Below are 17,371 nucleotides of genomic sequence, written 5' to 3' on the forward strand. Positions count from 1 at the left end.
CCGCCGCGGGCAACGACACAACAGAAGGAGCACCCATGACTTCACCCTGGAAGACCGGCCGCGCCGCACTGGCGCTCGTCGCCGTCGCCGTCGCCGCGCTGGCCGCCTGCGCCTCCACCGACGCGCCCCGCGAGCAGATGGCCGTGGCCAACGCTGCGGTCGAGCAGGCCACCGGCAGCGCCGCCGAGGCGCCCGTCGAGCTGGCCGCCGCGCGCGACAAGCTGACCCGCGCCAACGCCGCGATGGCCAGCAAGGACTATGCGCTGGCCCGCCAGCTCGCCGAGCAGGCCGCGGCCGATGCCGCGCTCGCCCAGGCCACGGCCCGCTCGGCCCGCTCGGCCCGCGCGCTGTCCGAGGTGCGCGACAGCATCCAGCAGCTGAAGACGCAGCTCAACACGCCCTCCTGACCGATGCTCGAAAGGAACCCCATGCGAACCACCGCCACCCTGACCACGCTGGCCGCGGCCGCGCTGCTGGCCGCCTGCGCGAGCACCCCCACCCTCACGCCGCAACTGCAGCAGGCCCGCGCCGCCGTGCGCAGCGCCGAGACCGACCCGGCCGTCGTCAAGTACGCGCCGCTGGAGCTGAAGAAGGCCGCCGACTCGCTGAACCGCGCCAATGACCTGAGCGCCAAGCGCGAAGCGCTGGCCGACATCGACTCTGCCGCCTACGTGGCCGCCGCCCAGGCCCGCACCGCCCAGGCCCTGGCCCGCGCGCAGACCGACGAGGACGCCATCCGGACCGCCGAGGCCGACCGCGAGCGCGCCCGCGCCGACGCCAACGCGCGCCGCGCCAGCGCCGCCCAGGCCCAGGCCGAGAGCGCCCGCGCCGCCGCCGCTGCGGCGAGTGCCGCCGCCAGCGCCGCGCGCCAGCAGGCCGCCAGCGCCAGCGCCGATGCCGACGCCGCGCGTCAACAGGCCGCCAGCGCCCAGGCCCAGGCCGCCGCGCTGCAGAAGGAACTGGCCGACCTGCAGGCCAAGCAGACCGACCGTGGCATGCTCGTCACCCTGGGCGACGTGCTGTTCGAGTTCGGCCGCGCCGAGATCAAGCCCGCCGCGCAGGCCTCCCTGGCCAAGCTGGCCGACTACCTGAAGCAGCACCCCGACCGCCGCGCGCTGATCGAGGGCTTCACGGACAGCGTCGGCAGCGACGCGGCCAACCTGGCGCTGTCCGAGCGCCGCGCGCAGTCCGTCGCCGATGCGCTGGTGGCGCTGGGCGTCGATGCGGGCCGCCTGGACAAGCGCGGCTACGGCAAGCAGTACCCGGTCGCCAGCAACGCCAGCACGTCGGACCGCGCGATGAACCGCCGCGTCGAGGTCTACATCTCGAACGACAACCAGCCGGTGCGCGCCCGCAGCTGACGCTGACGCGCGATACGCGCCAGAAGGACAAAGGGGTGGCTTGGCCGCCCCTTTTCTTGTTGGCGCCGCAGCAAACGGTGCGGGGCAGGGTCTGGCGGGAAGAGGGGGGTGACGAGCCTGACCCCGGCACTGGTCGCAACGCTTAGGGCTGCTTGGTTCCCCACCTGACCCGGTTGGGCGCGCTTCCATGCGGGAAGGCCCGTCGGGTGTGATTCTAGCCGGGCGCGGCGCGCCCCCGGCCGGCCGTTCAGCGCAGGTGCAGGTCGTCCTCGCTGAAGCGGATGCCCAGCGGCTCGATCAGCAGCTGCTTTTCGCCCGCTTCCACCGTGCCGGCCACCCAGGCCGGGATGCCGCAGTCGCGCGCGATCTGCGCGCTGCGCTCGGCATCGCCTGCCGCGACGAAGAGCGCGAAGCCGGCGCCCATGTTCAGCGTGGAGTAGGCCTCGCGGTCGTCCTGGCCGCACTGGCGCTGGATGAAGTCCAGCACCGCCGTCTTCGGCGGCACGGTGTGGATGCGGTAGGTCAGCGCCGACGGGTGGCGCAGCAGCTTGCGCCAGCCGTGGCCGGTGATGTTGGCGCAGTAGTGCGGCGCGATGCCGGCCTGCCACAGCGCCTCGGTCACGGGCGAGTACAGCGCGGTGGGCGCCAGCAGCGCCTCGCCGTAGCTGACGCCGGGTTCGATCTCGGTCAGGTAGCCGTTCGGCAGCCGCTCGGCGAGCTTGCGCGCCAGGCTCAGGCCGTTCGCGTGGATGCCGCTGGAGGCCAGCAGCACGATGGCGTCGCCGGGGGCCAGCTTGTCGCCGACCGACAGCCGTTCCTTGGGGTTGATGAGGCCGGTGCAGGAGGCGGCCAGGTCGATGCGGCCGTCCTCGACGATGCCGGCCAGCGCGGGCGTCTCGCCGCCGCCCCAGGCGACCCGGCAGGTGTCGCAGGCGGCCTGCCAGCCGGCCACCAGCGCCTGTGCGCGCTGCGCGTCGCCGAACCAGTCGCTGCCGCCGGCCGCCCAGTAGGCCTGCACGACCAGCGGCGTCGCGCCGACGGTGATCAGGTCGTTGACGGCCATCGCGATCGTGTCCTGCGCGATGCCGGCGAAGAAGCTGCGCCCGGTCAGACGGGCCATGTCGTCGGCCACCAGCGTCTTGGTGCCCAGGCATTCGACGATGGAGGCGATGTAGAACGGCCCCACGTCGACGACGTAGGCCGACTCGCCGCGCGAGGCCTTCACCTCGCTGAAACCGTGGCCGGCCAGGTGGGCCGCGGTGGCTGCGGCGGCACGCTGGGCGGTGATCTTCAGCGGGTCGATCAGGTCGTAGTTGACGCCGGCTTGGTCGTAGGTGAGGGGGGCTTGCGAGCTCATGGGCCGGGATTATCCCCGGGTGCCCACCCCTAGAATCCCGGCCCATGAGTTACCAGGTCCTGGCCCGCAAATACCGCCCGCAGAGTTTCGAGCAGCTCGTCGGCCAGGAGCATGTGGTGCAGGCGCTGGCCAATGCGCTGACGCAGGGCCGGCTGCACCACGCCTACCTGTTCACCGGCACGCGCGGCGTCGGCAAGACCACCGTGTCGCGCATCCTCGCCAAGAGCCTGAACTGCACCGGGCCGGACGGCGCCGGCGGCGTCACGGCCCGGCCCTGCGGCGTGTGCCCGGCCTGCCGCGACATCGACGCCGGCCGTTTCGTGGACTACGTGGAACTGGACGCGGCGTCCAACCGTGGCGTCGAGGAAATCTCGCAGCTGCTGGACCAGGCGGTCTACAAGCCGGTCGTCGGCCGCTTCAAGGTCTACATGATCGACGAAGTGCACATGCTGTCGAACACCGCGTTCAACGCGATGCTGAAGACGCTGGAGGAGCCGCCCGACTACCTGAAGTTCGTGCTCGCGACCACCGACCCGCAGAAGGTGCCGGTCACCGTGCTGTCGCGCTGCCTGCAGTTCAACCTGCGGCCGATGGCGGCGGCGGACGTGCAGAGCCACCTCGGCAATGTGCTGGGCGCCGAGAGCGTGCCGGCCGAGCCGGGCGCGCTGCGGCTGCTGTCGCGCGCGGCGCGCGGCTCGATGCGCGACGCGCTGTCGCTGACCGACCAGGCCATCGCCTTCGGCGCCGGCAGCCTGACGGAAGCCGGCGTGCGGCAGATGCTGGGCAGCGTGGACCGCGGCCACGTGACGGCCATCGTCGATGCGCTCGCGGCGGCCAGCGGCGAGGCCGTCGTCGCCCAGGCCGATGCGCTGCGCGGCGCGGGCCTGTCGGCCGCCGGCACGCTGGAAGACCTGGCCACGCTGTTCCAGCAGATGGCGCTGGCCCAGGCCGCGCCCGCGGCGCTGGACGACGCCGACCCCGAGACCGCCGAGGTCCGCCGCCTGGCCGCGCTGCTGCCGGCCGACGAGGTGCAGCTGATGTACAGCATGGCGCTGCACGGCCGCGCCGAGCTGCCGCTGGCGCCGGACGAATACGCCGGCCTGCTGATGGTGCTGCTGCGCATGCTGGCCTTCCGCCCGGCCGGCACGGCGCCGAAGCCGCTGAAGGCCGCCGCGCTGGTGCGCCCGCCGGCGGTGGCCAAGGCCGTCGTCGCGGTGCCGCTGCCCCGGGTCGCGCCGCCCGAACCCGTGCCCGTGCCCGTGCCCGTGCCAGCCCCCGCGCCGGCGCCGGCGCTGCGGGCCGACGTGCCGGCGCCCGTGCCGTCGCCCGCCGCGGCCGAGCCGGCCGCGCCACGGCTCAGCGACCGCCTGCGCCCCCGACCCGTCGAGCCCGGGCCCGACGCCGAGGACCCGGCCCCGTTCGACGGCGGCCCGCCGCCGGACGATGCGCCGCCGCCGTGGATGGAGGCCGACGACGCGCCCGCTGCGACGGCCGCCGACCGCGAGCCCGACGCGCCCCGGCGCGCCACGCTGCGCGAGACGCCGGAAGGCGCGCTTTGGGCCGAGCGCATCGCCGCGCTGAACCTGCCCGGCATGACCGGCGAGCTGGCCCGCCAGGCCCAGGCGCTGGCCCGCACCACGGCGGACGGCCGCGAGGCCTGGACGCTGCGCGTCGAGCGCGAATCGCTGCGCCAGCCGGCGCTGGTCGCCAAGCTCGAAGCGGCGCTGGGCGCCCGGCTGGACATCGAGGCCGGCGTGGCCGAGGACTCCATCGCGCTGCGCACCGTGGCCCGCGCCGAGGCGCAGCAGCGCGCGGCCGAGGACCTGGCCCGCCAGCACCCCATGACACGGACCCTGCTCGCGCAGTTCCCCTCGGCACGCATCCTGCCGGGGTCGGTCCAACCCCTGACCACCACCTGAGGAACACACCATGATGAAGGGCCAACTCGCCGGCTTGATGAAGCAGGCCCAGGCGATGCAGGACAACCTGAAGAAGGCGCAGGAAGAACTCGCCGGCATCGAGGTGGAGGGCCAGAGCGGCGCCGGGCTCGTGAAGGTCGTCATGACCTGCAAGAACGAGGTCCGCCGCGTGGCCATCGACCCCAGCCTGCTGGCCGACGACAAGGACATGCTGGAAGACCTGGTGGCCGCCGCGTTCAACGACGCCGTGCGCCGCGCCGAGGCCACCAGCGCCGAGAAGATGGGCAAGCTCACCGCCGGCATGCCGCTGCCGCCCGGCATGAAGTTTCCGTTTTGAGCCACCCCCGAAGCGCTTCTCGCCTGCGGCGGCGGTCGTTGGCTGACGGCGCGGTTTCGCCTTGAACGCGCTGGACACGCTCGTCGAGGCGCTCAAGCGCCTGCCCGGCGTGGGCCAGAAGTCGGCCCAGCGCATGGCCTACCACCTGCTGCAGCATGACCGCCAGGCCATGCCGAGGCTGGCCGGCGCGCTGACGGCCGCCGCAGAGGGCATCGGCCACTGCCAGCGCTGCCACACCTTCAGCGAGACGCCGGTCTGCGGCGTCTGCGCCGACCCGCAGCGCGACGCCCGGCTGCTGTGCGTCGTCGAGACGCCGGCCGACCAGGCCGCGCTGGAGCGCACCGGCTCCTACCGGGGCTGCTATTTCGTGCTGCTGGGCCGCCTGTCGCCGCTGGACGGCGTGGGCACGCGCCAGATCGGCGCGGCGGAGCTGCTGGCGCGCGCGTCGGAGGACGGCGTGGAGGAGGTCATCCTCGCCACCAGCTTCACCGCCGAGGGCGAGGCCACGGCCCATGTGCTGGGCGAGGCGCTGCGCGCGCGCGGCCTGAAGGCGACGCGCCTGGCGCGCGGCGTGCCGGTCGGCAGCGAGCTGGAATACGTGGACCTGGGCACCATCGCCCACGCCCTGTCGGACCGGCGATGAGCCGGCCCCCCGCAACCGTTGCACGAGCGACACCATCCCCTTCAGGAGCGCGCCCATGACCCTCGCCCAGATCTGCCTGCTGGTGGCCTGCCTGCTGCCCATCGCCACCGCCGCGCTGGCCAAGTCCGGCGGCGTCGGCAAGCGGCGGCGCGACGGCGGCTTCGACAACCACCAGCCACGCGCGTGGCTGGCCCGGCAGCAGGGCTGGCAGGCGCGCGCGAACGCGGCGCAGGCCAATGGCTGGGAGGCGCTGCCCGTCTTCGCCGCCGGCCTGTTCGTGGCCCACCAGCACCAGGCCGCGCAGGCCACGGTGGATGCGCTGGCGCTGGGCTTCGTCGCCGCGCGCCTGGCCTACGTCGGCCTGTACGTGGCGGACCGGGCCACGCTGCGCTCGCTGGTGTGGACGGCGGGCCTGGGCGCCAGCGTGGCGCTGTTCTTCGTGCGCTGACGGCGCGTCGTCCCGGTCAGCGCGCGGCGCTGGCGACGATGTTGCGGCCCTTGCCGCCGCGCTCCTTGGCGGCGGTGCGCGTCGGGGCGGACCGGGCCTTGGCCTTGCCCTTGGTGCTGCTGACGCTGGCCAGCTTCGTGGCCGCGGCCTTGCGGGTGGCGGCCGGGCGTGCCTTGGCCACGGCCGGCCCCGGCCGGTAGGCGGCGTAGACCACCACCGCCTGGCCCGGCTTGAAGCGCGCGCCGCGGCCCACGCGGTTCCACTGCGCCACCTGCGCGGCGCTGACCTTGTAGCGCGCGGCCACGGCCGCCACGGTGTCGCCGCGGCGGGCCTTCAGCGTCATGCGGCGCGCCGGCGGCGCATCGGGCGCGAGGCTGAGGCTGGCGGTGTCGGCCAGGCGCTCGGAGACGTCGTCGTGCACATGCGCGGCGCGCGGCACCAGCAGCGTGGAGCCGGCCTTCACCAGCATCTTGGGCGGGATGCGGTTGATCTCGCGCAGCGCCGGCTCGGCCATGCCGGTGCGCCGCGCGGCCTCGGCCGGGCTCATGGTCTTGGGCACCACCCAGGCGGTCCAGCTGGCCAGCGGGCCGTTGTGCCGGGCCAGGTTCTCCGCGAAGGCGCTGGCCTGGTCGTAGGGCAGCAGCACCTGTTCGGTGGCGGCGGCCAGGATGACCGGCTTGTTCATCTGCGGGTTGAACTGCTGGAAGGTCTCCAGCGACAGCCCGGCCAGGCGGGCGGCGAGTTCGACGTCGATGTCGCGCTCGATCTTCACGCTCAGGAAATAGGGGTGGTTGGCCACCGCCGGCAGGCTCAGCGCGAAGCGCTCGGGCGCGAGGACGATGTTCTTCACGGCCTGCAGCTTGGGCACGTAGTAGCGGGTCTCGTCCGGCATCTTCAGGCTGGCGTAGTCGGCGGGCAGGCCCAGGCGCTGGTTGCGCGCGACGGCCTTCTGCACGTTGCCGGGGCCCCAGTTGTAGGCGGCCAGCGCGAGGTGCCAGTCGCCGAACATCTTGTGGAGGCGGCCGAGGTAGTCCAGCGCGGCGCGGGTGGAGGCGAGCACGTCGCGGCGGTCGTCGCGGAAGATGTTCTGCTTCAGGTCGAAGTCGCGCCCGGTCGCGGGCATGAACTGCCACATGCCGGTGGCCTTGGCGCTGGAGACGGCGTGCGTGACGAAGGCGCTCTCGATGAAGGGCAGCAGCGCCAGCTCGCTGGGCATGCCGCGCTTCTCCACCTCCTCGAGGATGTGGAACAGGTAGCGGCTGCCGCGCGTGGCCATGCGCTCGACGTAGTCGGGCCGGGCGCCGTACCAGGCCTCGGCCTTGCGCACCCAGTCGTCGTCCAGGTCCTGCAGCTGGAAGCCGCCGCGCAGGCGGCCCCACAGGTCGGCGTTCACGTCGGGCGCGTCCAGGTCGATCTTCTCGCCGGGGCGCAGGTTGTCCTCCAGCAGTTCGGCGGCCATCGCGCGCACCGGGGCGGGCGCGGCGGCGGGCTCCGGTGCCGGCTCGGCAATGGCGGCCGGCGCGGCCGCGGGCAGGGCGGCATCGGCCGCGGGGGCCGGCGCGGGCGGGGCGGTGGTGGTGGCGCAGGCGGCCAGCAGCAGGGCCAGCGCGAGGGGGGTGAGGCGGGGCAGCAGGGTCATCGGAATGTGTTCTTCCATTCGCGCAGCGTGGCGAAGACGTCGACCGGGCTGGGCGCGGCCGGGGTGTTCAGGGGGGCGTGCCGGCGGGCGGCATCGCGCAGCGCCGGTTCGGCGCAGCGCAGGAAGGGGTTGACGCGGAGCTCGGTGTCCAGCCGGCCTGGCAGCGTCGGCCGGCCGGCGGCGCGTTCGGCCTCGCACCAGGCGGCGTAGGCGGCGAGCGCGGCGTTGCCGGGGTCCACCTCGCGCGCGAAGCGCAGGTTGGACAGCGTGTACTCGTGCGCGCAGCACAGGCGCGTGGCGGCCGGCAGCGCGGCCAGTGACTGCAGCGAGGCGTGCATCTGCGCCGGCGTGCCCTCGAACAGCCGGCCGCAGCCGGCGCTGAAGAGAGTGTCGCCGCAGAACAGCAGCGGATCCTGGCCGGGCACCTCGGCTGCGAAGTAGGCGACGTGTCCGGCCGTGTGGCCCGGCACGTCCAGCACCGCGAAGCGCAGGCCCAGCAGCTCGACGGTGTCGCCGCCCTGCACGGGCCGCACCGGGCCGGGCAGCCGCTCGCGGGCGGGGCCGCAGACGGGGCCCTGCAGGCGCGGGCGCAGCGCGGCCACGCCGCCGACGTGATCGCCGTGGTGGTGGGTCAATAGAATGCCGGCGAGCGTCAGGCGCCGCGCATCGAGCGCCGCCGCCACCGGTGCGGCGTCACCGGGATCGACCACCAGGGCCTCGCGGCCGTTGTCCAGCAGCCAGAGGTAGTTGTCGTCGAAAGCGGGGAGCGGCGTGAGCGTCAAACTGAGCGTCAAGGTGGCGCCAACCCATGACTGAGAAAGCGCCGAGTATAGATTTGGCGGCCTGGCTGCAGACCCCGCCGGGGCGCTACCTGCTGGACTGGGAGCAGGCCCAGGTGGATGCGGCGGTAGCCGACCTGTTCGGCTTCCATGCGCTGCAGCTGGGCCTGCCGGAGCTGGACGGCCTGCGCGCCAACCGCATGCCGCACCGCTGGCAGGCCGGGCGCGACCTGCACTGCGACCCCGAGCTGCTGCCCTTCGAGAGCGCGAGCCTGGACCTGCTGCTGCTGCCGCATGCGCTGGAGCAGGCCGGCGACGCGCACGCGCTGCTGCGCGAGGCCGAGCGGGTGCTGCGGCCGCAGGGGCGGCTGATCGTCTTCGGCCTGAACCCGGCGAGCCTGTGGGGCCTGCGCCAGAATGTCGGCCGCCTCGCGCCGCGCGGCGAGCCCTACCTGCCGCGCCGCGGCGAATTCCTGGGCTACTGGCGGCTGCGCGACTGGCTCAAGCTGCTGAGCTTCGACGTGGAGGCGGCGCGCTTCGGCGTCTACCGGCCGCCGCTGCGCAGCCAGGCCTGGCTGGACCGCTGGCAGTGGGTCGAGGGCGTGGGCTCGCGCTGGTGGCCGGTGCTGGGCGCCGTCTACTTCATCCAGGCGGTCAAGCGCGTGCCGGGCATGCGCATGATCGGCCTGGCCAGGCCGGCGCGCGCGGCGGCCACGGCGGCCCCCGCCGTCGCGCTGAACAACGCGGCCCCCTCCCGCGGGCGCCGCCAGCGGCCCTGCACGATCGAACGGCGGGAACGCCGAACAGCACCATCCCCCATCGCCATGACGGAAAAAACATCTTTGAGCATCAAGCGCCCGCAGGTCACCATCTACACCGACGGCGCCTGCAAGGGCAACCCCGGCCCCGGCGGCTGGGGCGCGTGGCTGTCCAGCGGCGGCCACGACAAGGAGCTGTTCGGCGGCGAGGCCGGCACGACGAACAACCGCATGGAGCTGACCGCGCCCATCGAGGCGCTGGCCTCGCTCAAGCGCAGCTGCGACGTGGTCATCTACCTGGACAGCGAGTACGTGCGCAAGGGCATCACCGAGTGGATCACCAACTGGCAGCGCCGCGGCTGGAAGACCGCCGACGGCAAGCCGGTCAAGAACGACGACCTGTGGAAGCGGCTGGACGCGCTGAGGAAGCTGCACCACGTGGAGTGGCGCTGGGTCAAGGGCCATGCCGGCGACCCCGGCAACGAGCGCGCCGACGCGCTGGCCAACCAGGGCGTGGCCTCGCTGGGTAAAGTGCGCGCCACCCCGTGAGGAGCACCAGGACATGAGCATCAAGAGCGACAAGTGGATCCGCCGCATGGCCGAGCAGCACGGCATGATCGAGCCCTTCGAGCCCGGCCAGGTGCGCGAGCAGGACGGCCGCCGCATCGTCAGCTACGGCACCAGCAGCTACGGCTACGACATCCGCTGCGCGCCCGAGTTCAAGGTCTTCACCAACATCCACTCGACGGTGGTGGACCCGAAGAACTTCGACGAGAACAGCTTCGTGGACGTCAACAAGGACGTCTGCATCATCCCGCCCAACAGCTTCGCGCTGGCGCGCACGGTGGAGTACTTCCGCATCCCGCGCAACGTGCTGACGGTCTGCCTGGGCAAGAGCACCTATGCGCGCTGCGGCATCATCGTCAACGTGACGCCGTTCGAGCCCGAGTGGGAGGGCTACGTGACGCTGGAGTTCAGCAACACGACGCCGCTGCCGGCCAAGATCTACGCGGGCGAGGGCTGCGCGCAGGTGCTGTTCTTCGAGAGCGACGAGGTCTGCGAGACCAGCTACAAGGACCGCGGCGGCAAGTACCAGGGCCAGGTGGGCGTGACGCTGCCCCGGGCCTGAAGGCTCTCAAGCTCTCAGTCCCACTTCCACTGCCAGATCAGGTCCAGCGCGTTGTCGTCGCCGCTCTGCGCGCGCAGCGTGAAGCGCTGGGCGATGCGGTAGATCAGCTGCCAGGAGCCGGTGGTCGCGTTCAGGCCGCGCTCGTAGCCCAGGTACCAGCGCCGCGAGATCTGCTTGCCCAGGCGCACGATGGTGGAGCGGGTCTCGCCGTCGCCCTGCGACAGCGACAGCTCGTCCAGCCCGAGCTGGCGCAGCGCGCGCCCGGTGGCGCCTTCGCCCTCGCCGCTGAGCAGCGCGACGGCCGCGCGCTGCAGCAGCGCCGTGTCGGTGCGGCCCAGGCCGTCGGGCTCGCGGCCCAGCAGCAGCCAGGACAGCTTGTCGGTGTCGCTCATCTCCGGCTCGGAGTACAGGTTCACGCGCGGCGCCTGCGCCGTGCCGCCCACGCGCACGCCGACGCGGATGTCCAGGTTGGGCCGCACGGCCAGCAGGTCCAGCGACGGGTTGTCCAGCGCGCCGGTGAAGGTGATGTCGCCGCGCTCGATCTCCATCTTCTGCCCGTAGGCCGCGTACTGGCCGCCGTCGGCGGCGAGCTTGCCGGCCATGCGCAGCGGGCCGTCCTGCTGCGTGATCAGCAGCTGGCCGCGCAGCGTCGTGGCCAGGCCCCGGCCGCGCACCTTGAAGTCGTCGCCGAAGTCCAGCGCGAGGTGGACCCTGGCGTTGCGCGCGGCCTGGGATGCGGGCGGCGCCGCCGGGCCGGCGTCGCGGCTGCTGCGCACCACGGTCACGTCGTCGGCCAGCGTCGGCGCGTCGCCGCGGCTGAAGTCGAACAGGCCTTCGTCGGCGCGCAGCCGGCCGGTGAGGGCCAGGCCCTGCTCGTCCAGGTCCAGCCGGGCCTCGCCGCTGGCGACGACGCGGCGGTCCACGCGTGACAGCACGCGCAGCTTGTCGGCCTTCAGTGCGATGTGCGCGACGGGCCGGGCACCCAGCTCGGCGCGGCCGGTGGCGCGCAGCCAGCCGTCGCCGCCGCGCGCCTCCAGCTGCGTCAGCTCGGCGTGCTGGCCCTGCAGCGCCAGCTGGAAGCGGCCCTCGGTCACGTCCACGCCGAACAGCAGGTTGCGCAGCGCCAGGCCGTCGCCCTCGACGGTGCCGGTCAGGTCGGGCGCACCGGCGCGGCCGGCCAACTGCACCGTGGCGGCCGCGCGGCCGCCCAGGCGCCAGCCGGCCGGCACCCAGGCGCCCCAGGTGGCCAGCTGCGCGACGTTGGCCTGCAGCACGCCCTGCACGGGGGTCTGCGCATCCGGCCACAGGCCGGTGGGCCGCAGCGTCAGCGCGCCGCCGAAGCTGCCCAGCTCGGCGCCGGCCAGGCCCTGCGCGAACTGCCACACGCCGTCGCGCACGTTGACGGCCAGGCGCAGGTCGGTCAGGCCCAGCGCGCGGGTGCCGAACTCGTCGGTGACCTGCAGGTCGCCGCCCTGGCGCTCGAGCATCAGCTCGGCGGTGAGCCGGTCGGTCAGCAGCAGCGAGGCGTGGCCGACGACGCGCAGGTCGCCGCCCCAGCCGAAGTCGGGCTGCCAGCGCGCCAGCAGCGGCGCGGCGGCCAGGTCTTCCAGCTGCAGCTCGGCGCGGGCCTCGGGCCGATCGCCGCCCTGCCAGCTCAGCGCCTGCCAGCGCACGAAGGCGCCGCCCACCTCGGCGCGGCCCGGCTCGGCGGACACGCGCAGCCCGCCCGCCGTGGCCACGCGCAGGGTCAGGCCGCTGGCCGCCAGCAGCGGCGGCGTGCCGGGGCGCAGCGGCGCCACGTCCAGCCGGGCGATGCGGCCGGTCCAGGCCTGGCCGTCCCAGCCGCCCTGGGCCTGCACGCCGGCGCCGAGGTTCAGCTGCTGCGCGCCGCGCGGCACGCGGCCGGCGAGCTGGGCGCTCAGGCTGTGCGCGCTGCGCCGGCCCTGCAGGTCCAGCTTGACGAGCTTGAGCTGCGCCTGCGGGTGCTTCACGCCGCTGGCCGCCAGCGCGAGGTTCAGTGGCGCGTCGCCGTCCGCGCCCGGCAGCGGCAGCGACCAGCTGGCCTGCGCGCGCTCCACCGCCACGCCCAGCGCGCTGGCGCCGGCCAGCGCCAGCCGGCCGCTGCCGCCCACGCGCCACCCGGCCGGCGTGGCGCGGTGTGCCAGCTGCAGCTCGCCGTCGCCATCGGCCTGGCCGGCGACGGGCGCCTGGCCGAACAGCGCCAGCAGCGGGTTCAGCTCGGCCAGCCGGGGCGCCTGCAGCGTGAACCGGGCCGTGGCGGCGGCCGGCCGGGCCTCGCCGCTGGCCTGCGCGTGGCTGCTGCCCAGGCGCGCGTCGGCGTCGAACGCGGCGGGGTCGGCCGCGCGCGGGCGGCTGAGCCTGAGCCGGCCCGCCAGCGGCAGGCCGGCGAGCTGGCTGGGCAGCACCTGCGCCTCGGCGCTGCCGGCCAGCGTGTCGAGGCCGGCGCCGCGCAGGTCCAGCTGCGCGTCGGCATTCAGCCGCGTCGCGGGCAGGCCGGCCCAGGCCGAGCCGGGCTCGCCGCGCCACAGCAGCCGCGGGTCGAACCGGCGCATGCGGGCCTGCAGCCGGGCGGCCAGGTCGGGCGTGCCGTGCGGGCGGTCGTGGAGGTCCACCTCGCCGCTGGCCTGCAGCTCGGCGTCGCCGCTGGCGAGCTGCGCGCGCTCGATGCGCCAGCTGCTGCCCTGCGCATGCCGCCGGCCCTGCAGCTGCGCGCGCAGCTGCAGCGGCCGCTGCTGCAGCGTGCCGCGCAGGTCCAGCCGGGCCGACAGCGGCTCGCCGGCCGCGCCGCCGGCCAGCGCCAGCGGGCCGTCCAGCCGCGCGGGCGCGGCGCGCGCGTCCAGCGCCTCGGGGCGCAGGCCGTGCACGCGGGCGTCGAGCTGCCAGCGGCCGTCGGCGTCATGCCGGCCCTGGCCGCTGATGCGGGCGCCGCCGCTGAGCTCGGCGTCCAGCGACGACAGGCGCAGGCGGGTCGGCTGGTCGGGCCGGCCGGCCACGGCCAGCGCCAGCCGCGTGACGGGCAGGGCGCCCTGGTCCCAGCGGCCGGCGGCGGCGTTCAGCAGGTCGGCGTGCAGCGTGGCCTCGGCGTCGTAGGCCGGGGCGCGCAGCGTCGCGGTGCCGGTCAGCGCGGTGCGCGGCAGGCCGGGCGCGAGGGCGGACAGCGCGGCGAGGTCGAAACGGTCGGCCCGCAGCGCCAGCGCGCCGACGGGCCAGGGCGCGAAGGGCTGCAGCTCGCCCTCGGCGGTCAGCGCCTGCCGCGCGGCCTGCAGTTCGGCCTGCACGGCGAGCCGGGCCAGCGGCCCGCGCGCGCGGAGCTCGGCGCGCCAGGGCAGGCCGGCGCCGGCCTGTTGCTGCACGCTGAACGTCGCGTCGGCCTGCAGCGGCGCGGCGCTCTGGACCCGGGCCTCGCCGGCCAGCAGCAGCTGCTGCCAGCGCGCGGCGGCGAGCCGGACGCGGTGGCTGCCGTGGCGCGGCAGGTCGATCTCGGCGTCGAGGCCTTGCAGCGGCGGCTGGTCGGCCGCCCAGCTGAGCCGGGCGATGGCGAGCCGGCCGATGCGCAGGCCCAGCGGCAGCGACAGCTCGGCCGGCGCCGCCATCGGCGTGGCGGGGCTGGCGGGCCGGGTGCGGATGTCGACCTCGTCCACCGCCAGCTCGCGTGCCGACAGCAGGCGGCGGCGCGCGCTCAGGTCCAGCCCGGTCCAGCGCAGGCCGCGCAGTTCGGCCTCGCCGCCGGCCCAGGCCAGCCGCAGCCGCCGGGCGCGGAAGTCGCCCAGCAGCGGGCCCTCGGGCGCCTCGACCTGCACGCCGGGCAGGCGGGCGAGCAGCCAGGCGCTGCCGGCGGCGCCGTGCAGCAGCCAGGCGACGAAGGCCGCCGCCGCGGCGGCGAGCGCGGCCAGCGCGATCGCGGCGTTGCGCAGCAGGCGAAGGGGGCGCAAGGGACGGCTCACAGCGTGATCCCGACCGAGAAGTGCAGCCGCCATTTGCCGGTCTCCTGCGCGCGGGCGAGGTCCACGCGCAGCGGGCCGACCGGGCTGCGCCAGCGCACGCCGGCGCCGTAGCCGAGCACCGGCCGGTAGTCCTGCCAGCGCGACGCGGCGTTGCCGGCGTCCACGAACACGGCGCCCCACAGGCTGGGGAAGCTGGCGACGATGGGCCGCGCGATCTCCAGGCTGCCGGTGGCCATCACCCGGCCGCCGACGGTCAGGCCGTTCTCCACCGGCCCGAGGCTGCGGTAGGCGTAGCCGCGCACGGACTCGTCGCCGCCGGCCAGGAACAGCAGCTTCTCCGGGACGCCGACGCGCTCGCGCGCGACGACCTGGGCCAGGTCCAGCCGCGCCGCGCCGAACCAGCCGCCCAGCGGCCGGTAGACGCCCAGCTTGAACTGCAGGCGGCCGAACGGGCCGCTGTCGTCGCTGCCGCTGCCGCTGCCGCTGCCGCTGCCGCTGCCGCTGCCGCGCACCTGGCCCACGCCCACCAGGGCCAGCGCCTGGTGGCCGTCGGTGGGCAGCAGCGTGCTGTCCAGCCGGCGGCGTATCCATTGCTGGTTGATGGAGACGGCCAGGTTGGTGTGGCTCTGGCCGGCCGCCGTCTCGCGGGCGCGCAGCAGCTCGACGTAGCTCAGCCGCTCGTCGCGCGTGGACTCGTAGAGCCGGCCCACGCGCAGGCCGAGGTTGGTGGCGATCCGGTCGCCGCTGCGGTCCTGCTCGAACTGCAGCGAGGCGAGGTTGCGGTGCAGGCCGGGCTGCGGGTGGGAGCTGAGCTCCAGCTCCAGGCCGCGCAGGTCGCGGCTGATCTGCAGCTTGGAGCGCGCGCGCATCGCGAGGCCGAACGGGCGGCGGTGCAGGTGCTCGACGCCGATGCTCTGGCCGTTGTTGGCGTGGTAGCCCACGGCGACGGTGGCCTGCTGCAGCGACGACTCGACCACGGTGACGCGCACGGGGCTGGTGCCGTCGGCCGCGACGACCTCGGGCAGCAGCTCCACGCGCACCGAGTCGAACAGCAGCGTCTTGGCCAGGCGCTCCTGGAACTCGGCCAGTTGCTGCTCGGTGTAGGGGTCGCCATGCTTGAAGCCGGTCAGGCGTTCGACGACGCTGGCGCCGTGGTGGGTCAGGCCGTCGATGCGCAGCTCGCCGAGCCGGGCGCGGTTGCCGCCGGCCATCACCAGGCGCAGCTCGGCGGCCTGGCTGCCGGCATCGACGCGGGCCGAGGTCTCGCCCCAGTGCGCCGCCGGGTAGCCGCCGGCGCGCGCGCGCACCAGCAGCTCGCTCTTGCCGGCGGCCCACTGCGCCTGCGTGAATGCGGCGCCTTCGCCCAGCGGCCAGGCGCGGCGCAGGCTGTCGCGCAGCGCGGCGGCGTCCTCGGCGGCCAGGCCGTCCCGGAACTCGATGTCGATCTGCGCCACCCGCGTCAGCGGCCCCGGGGTCACGACCAGGCGCAGCCGCGAGTTGTCCTCGCCGACGCGGCTGACGTCGGCGCTGGCGTTGAAATAGCCCTCGGTCTCCAGCAGCGCCTGGGCCTGCGCGGGCGCGGCCGCGGCCAGCCGGGCCAGCTCGACGCGGCTCAGCGCGGCCTCGCTGGCGCGGTAGCGGGCCAGGTCCAGGTGCTCGCGCAGCAGGGCCAGCAGGCGGCCATCGCGCGCGCCGTCGGCGAGCTCGATGTCCAGGCTGTAGGCGGCGGCCGCGTCGGGCGCGCCGGCTACCGGGCCGGGCGCGGCGGCGGGCGGCGTGGCGCAGCCGGCCAGCAGGGCCGACGCGGCCAGCAGCAGCGCGGCGAGGGCGGCCGGGCGCGTCATTTGCTCAGCAGCCGCATCGCGCCTTCGAGCCCGGAGAGGCTCAGCGGGAACATGCGCTGCTGCATCAGCTGCTGGATCAGCGCGATGCTCTGCCGGTACTGCCAGACGCCCTGCGGCTCGGGGTTGATCCAGGCGTAGCGCGGGAAGGCGTGGGTCAGGCGCTGCAGCCATTCGGCGCCGGCCTCGTCGTTGTTGTATTCGACGCTGCCGCCGGGCTGCAGGATCTCGTAGGGGCTCATCGTCGCGTCGCCGACGAAGATCAGCTTGTAGTCGCGGTTGTACTTGCGGATCAGGTCGAAGGTGCTGAGCTTCTCGGCGAAGCGGCGGCGGTTGTTCTTCCAGACGAAGTCGTAGACGCAGTTGTGGAAGTAATAGAACTCCAGGTGCTTGAACTCGCTCTTGGCGGCGCTGAACAGCTCCTCGACGCGGTGCACGTGCTCGTCCATCGTGCCGCCCACGTCCATCAGCAGCAGCACCTTGACCTTGTTGTGGCGCTCGGGCTGCATGCGGATGTCCAGCAGGCCGGCGTTGGCGGCCGTGCCGTGGATGGTGCCGTCCAGGTCCAGCTCCAGCGCAGAGCCCTCGCGCGCGAAGCGGCGCAGCCGGCGCAGCGCGACCTTGATGTTGCGGGTGCCGAGCTCCAGCGTGTCGTCGTAGTCGCGGTAGGCGCGCTGCTCCCAGACCTTGACGGCGCTCTTGCCGCCGCCCTGGCCGCCGATGCGCACGCCCTGCGGGTTGTAGCCCGAGTTGCCGAAGGGGCTGGTGCCGCCGGTGCCGATCCAGCGGTTGCCGCCCTCGTGGCGCTCTTTCTGCTCCTCGAAGCGCTTCTTGAGCGTCTGCATCAGCTCGTCCCAGCCCATCTTCTCGATGGCGGCCTTCTGCTCGGGCGTCAGCTGGAGTTCGAGGTTCTTCCGCAGCCATTCCAGCGGCACGTCGGCGCTGAAGTCGGTCAGCAGCTCCACGCCCTTGAAATAGGCGGCGAAGGCGCGGTCGAACTTGTCGTACTGGGTCTCGTCCTTGACCAGGCAGGCGCGGGCCAGGTGGTAGAAGTCGTCGAGGCGGGCGACGCCGCCGTCCTCCGCGCCGCCGATGACGCCGGCCCGCAGCGCCTCCAGCAGCGTCAGGTACTCGGGCACCGTCACCTTCAGCCGGGCGGCGCGCAGCGTGTAGAAGAACTGGATCAGCATGGCCG

The 17,371-nt window shown here is 74.5% G+C and carries 13 protein-coding genes, 1 other RNA gene and 2 pseudogenes; 9 read left to right on the plus strand and 7 right to left on the minus strand.

Annotated features, from left to right (window positions below; translation table 11 throughout):
- Positions 1 to 35 precede the first annotated feature (35 nt).
- Both QM788_RS04290 and QM788_RS04295 read left to right on the plus strand, forming a co-directional pair.
- Positions 36 to 407: a DUF4398 domain-containing protein gene (locus QM788_RS04290; RefSeq protein WP_415660215.1), complete on the plus strand. Its 372-nt coding sequence runs from the start codon at positions 36 to 38 to the stop codon at positions 405 to 407.
- A gap of 21 nt (positions 408 to 428) precedes the next feature.
- The gene (locus tag QM788_RS04295) at positions 429 to 1,361 is read left to right on the plus strand and encodes an OmpA family protein (protein WP_415660216.1); all 933 of its coding nucleotides are present in this window, start codon (positions 429 to 431) and stop codon (positions 1,359 to 1,361) included.
- Between the two features lie 107 nt (positions 1,362 to 1,468).
- Here the strand turns inward: QM788_RS04295 and ffs are convergent.
- Positions 1,469 to 1,565: signal recognition particle sRNA small type (gene ffs, locus QM788_RS04300), an RNA gene on the minus strand.
- A gap of 43 nt (positions 1,566 to 1,608) precedes the next feature.
- Positions 1,609 to 2,718: an AIR synthase-related protein gene (locus QM788_RS04305; RefSeq protein ID WP_415660217.1), complete on the minus strand. Its 1,110-nt coding sequence runs from the start codon at positions 2,716 to 2,718 to the stop codon at positions 1,609 to 1,611.
- Positions 2,719 to 2,762: 44 nt separating this feature from the next.
- On the opposite strand from QM788_RS04305, the gene dnaX reads away from it, so the two are divergent.
- The 4 genes from dnaX to QM788_RS04325 all read left to right on the plus strand — a co-directional run bounded on the left by dnaX (position 2,763) and on the right by QM788_RS04325 (position 6,065).
- Positions 2,763 to 4,637, plus strand: coding sequence for a DNA polymerase III subunit gamma/tau (gene dnaX, locus QM788_RS04310; protein WP_415660218.1), 1,875 nt, complete (start codon positions 2,763 to 2,765; stop codon positions 4,635 to 4,637).
- Between the two features lie 10 nt (positions 4,638 to 4,647).
- Positions 4,648 to 4,974, plus strand: a complete 327-nt coding sequence (locus QM788_RS04315) for a YbaB/EbfC family nucleoid-associated protein (RefSeq protein WP_415660219.1) — start codon at positions 4,648 to 4,650, stop codon at positions 4,972 to 4,974.
- A 61-nt stretch (positions 4,975 to 5,035) separates the two neighbouring features.
- A complete protein-coding gene (gene recR / locus QM788_RS04320) occupies positions 5,036 to 5,617 on the plus strand; it encodes a recombination mediator RecR (RefSeq protein WP_415660220.1) in 582 nt (193 codons plus the stop codon).
- A 55-nt stretch (positions 5,618 to 5,672) separates the two neighbouring features.
- Positions 5,673 to 6,065 carry an MAPEG family protein gene (locus QM788_RS04325; protein WP_415660221.1) on the plus strand — a complete coding sequence of 131 codons (393 nt, stop codon included), beginning with the start codon at positions 5,673 to 5,675 and terminating at the stop codon, positions 6,063 to 6,065.
- A 16-nt stretch (positions 6,066 to 6,081) separates the two neighbouring features.
- On the opposite strand, the gene QM788_RS04330 is transcribed toward QM788_RS04325, so the two are convergent.
- A complete protein-coding gene (locus tag QM788_RS04330) occupies positions 6,082 to 7,704 on the minus strand; it encodes a transglycosylase SLT domain-containing protein (RefSeq protein WP_415660222.1) in 1,623 nt (540 codons plus the stop codon).
- A complete protein-coding gene (gene gloB / locus QM788_RS04335; protein WP_415660320.1) occupies positions 7,701 to 8,486 on the minus strand; it encodes a hydroxyacylglutathione hydrolase in 786 nt (261 codons plus the stop codon). Before gloB ends, QM788_RS04330 begins: the two co-directional genes overlap by 4 nt.
- 53 nt (positions 8,487 to 8,539) lie before the next feature.
- On the opposite strand from gloB, the pseudogene QM788_RS04340 reads away from it, so the two are divergent.
- The 3 genes and pseudogenes from QM788_RS04340 to dcd all read left to right on the plus strand — a co-directional run.
- A pseudogene (locus tag QM788_RS04340) lies at positions 8,540 to 9,223 on the plus strand (class I SAM-dependent methyltransferase); the annotation flags it as partial.
- A gap of 129 nt (positions 9,224 to 9,352) precedes the next feature.
- A pseudogene (gene rnhA / locus QM788_RS04345) lies at positions 9,353 to 9,790 on the plus strand (ribonuclease HI); the annotation flags it as partial.
- 13 nt (positions 9,791 to 9,803) lie between these two features.
- Positions 9,804 to 10,370: a dCTP deaminase gene (gene dcd / locus QM788_RS04350; protein WP_415660223.1), complete on the plus strand. Its 567-nt coding sequence runs from the start codon at positions 9,804 to 9,806 to the stop codon at positions 10,368 to 10,370.
- Positions 10,371 to 10,384: 14 nt separating this feature from the next.
- Here the strand turns inward: dcd and QM788_RS04355 are convergent, their stop codons facing one another.
- The 3 genes from QM788_RS04355 to QM788_RS04365 are packed head-to-tail and all read right to left on the minus strand — an operon-like array spanning position 10,385 to position 17,366.
- Positions 10,385 to 14,323, minus strand: coding sequence for a translocation/assembly module TamB domain-containing protein (locus QM788_RS04355; protein ID WP_415660224.1), 3,939 nt, complete (start codon positions 14,321 to 14,323; stop codon positions 10,385 to 10,387).
- Between the two features lie 8 nt (positions 14,324 to 14,331).
- The gene (locus QM788_RS04360) at positions 14,332 to 16,179 is read right to left on the minus strand and encodes an autotransporter assembly complex protein TamA (RefSeq protein ID WP_415660225.1); all 1,848 of its coding nucleotides are present in this window, start codon (positions 16,177 to 16,179) and stop codon (positions 14,332 to 14,334) included.
- A complete protein-coding gene (locus QM788_RS04365) occupies positions 16,176 to 17,366 on the minus strand; it encodes a vWA domain-containing protein (protein WP_415660226.1) in 1,191 nt (396 codons plus the stop codon). The genes QM788_RS04360 and QM788_RS04365 overlap by 4 nt, the downstream gene beginning before the upstream one ends.
- Positions 17,367 to 17,371: the final 5 nt, after the last annotated feature.

It is taken from the genome of Roseateles sp. (genome assembly GCF_047654785.1).
Classification (GTDB): Bacteria; Pseudomonadota; Gammaproteobacteria; order Burkholderiales; family Burkholderiaceae_C; genus Pelomonas.

Coding starts and splice junctions, on each gene's coding strand:
- QM788_RS04330 (WP_415660222.1), bottom strand. CDS start 7,704: ATGACCCTGCTGCCCCGCCTCACCCCCCTCGCGCTGGCCCTGCTGCTG.
- QM788_RS04315 (WP_415660219.1), top strand. CDS start 4,648: ATGATGAAGGGCCAACTCGCCGGCTTGATGAAGCAGGCCCAGGCGATG.
- QM788_RS04365 (WP_415660226.1), bottom strand. CDS start 17,366: ATGCTGATCCAGTTCTTCTACACGCTGCGCGCCGCCCGGCTGAAGGTG.
- dcd (WP_415660223.1), top strand. CDS start 9,804: ATGAGCATCAAGAGCGACAAGTGGATCCGCCGCATGGCCGAGCAGCAC.
- QM788_RS04360 (WP_415660225.1), bottom strand. CDS start 16,179: ATGACGCGCCCGGCCGCCCTCGCCGCGCTGCTGCTGGCCGCGTCGGCC.
- dnaX (WP_415660218.1), top strand. CDS start 2,763: ATGAGTTACCAGGTCCTGGCCCGCAAATACCGCCCGCAGAGTTTCGAG.
- QM788_RS04290 (WP_415660215.1), top strand. CDS start 36: ATGACTTCACCCTGGAAGACCGGCCGCGCCGCACTGGCGCTCGTCGCC.
- QM788_RS04325 (WP_415660221.1), top strand. CDS start 5,673: ATGACCCTCGCCCAGATCTGCCTGCTGGTGGCCTGCCTGCTGCCCATC.
- QM788_RS04295 (WP_415660216.1), top strand. CDS start 429: ATGCGAACCACCGCCACCCTGACCACGCTGGCCGCGGCCGCGCTGCTG.
- QM788_RS04305 (WP_415660217.1), bottom strand. CDS start 2,718: ATGAGCTCGCAAGCCCCCCTCACCTACGACCAAGCCGGCGTCAACTAC.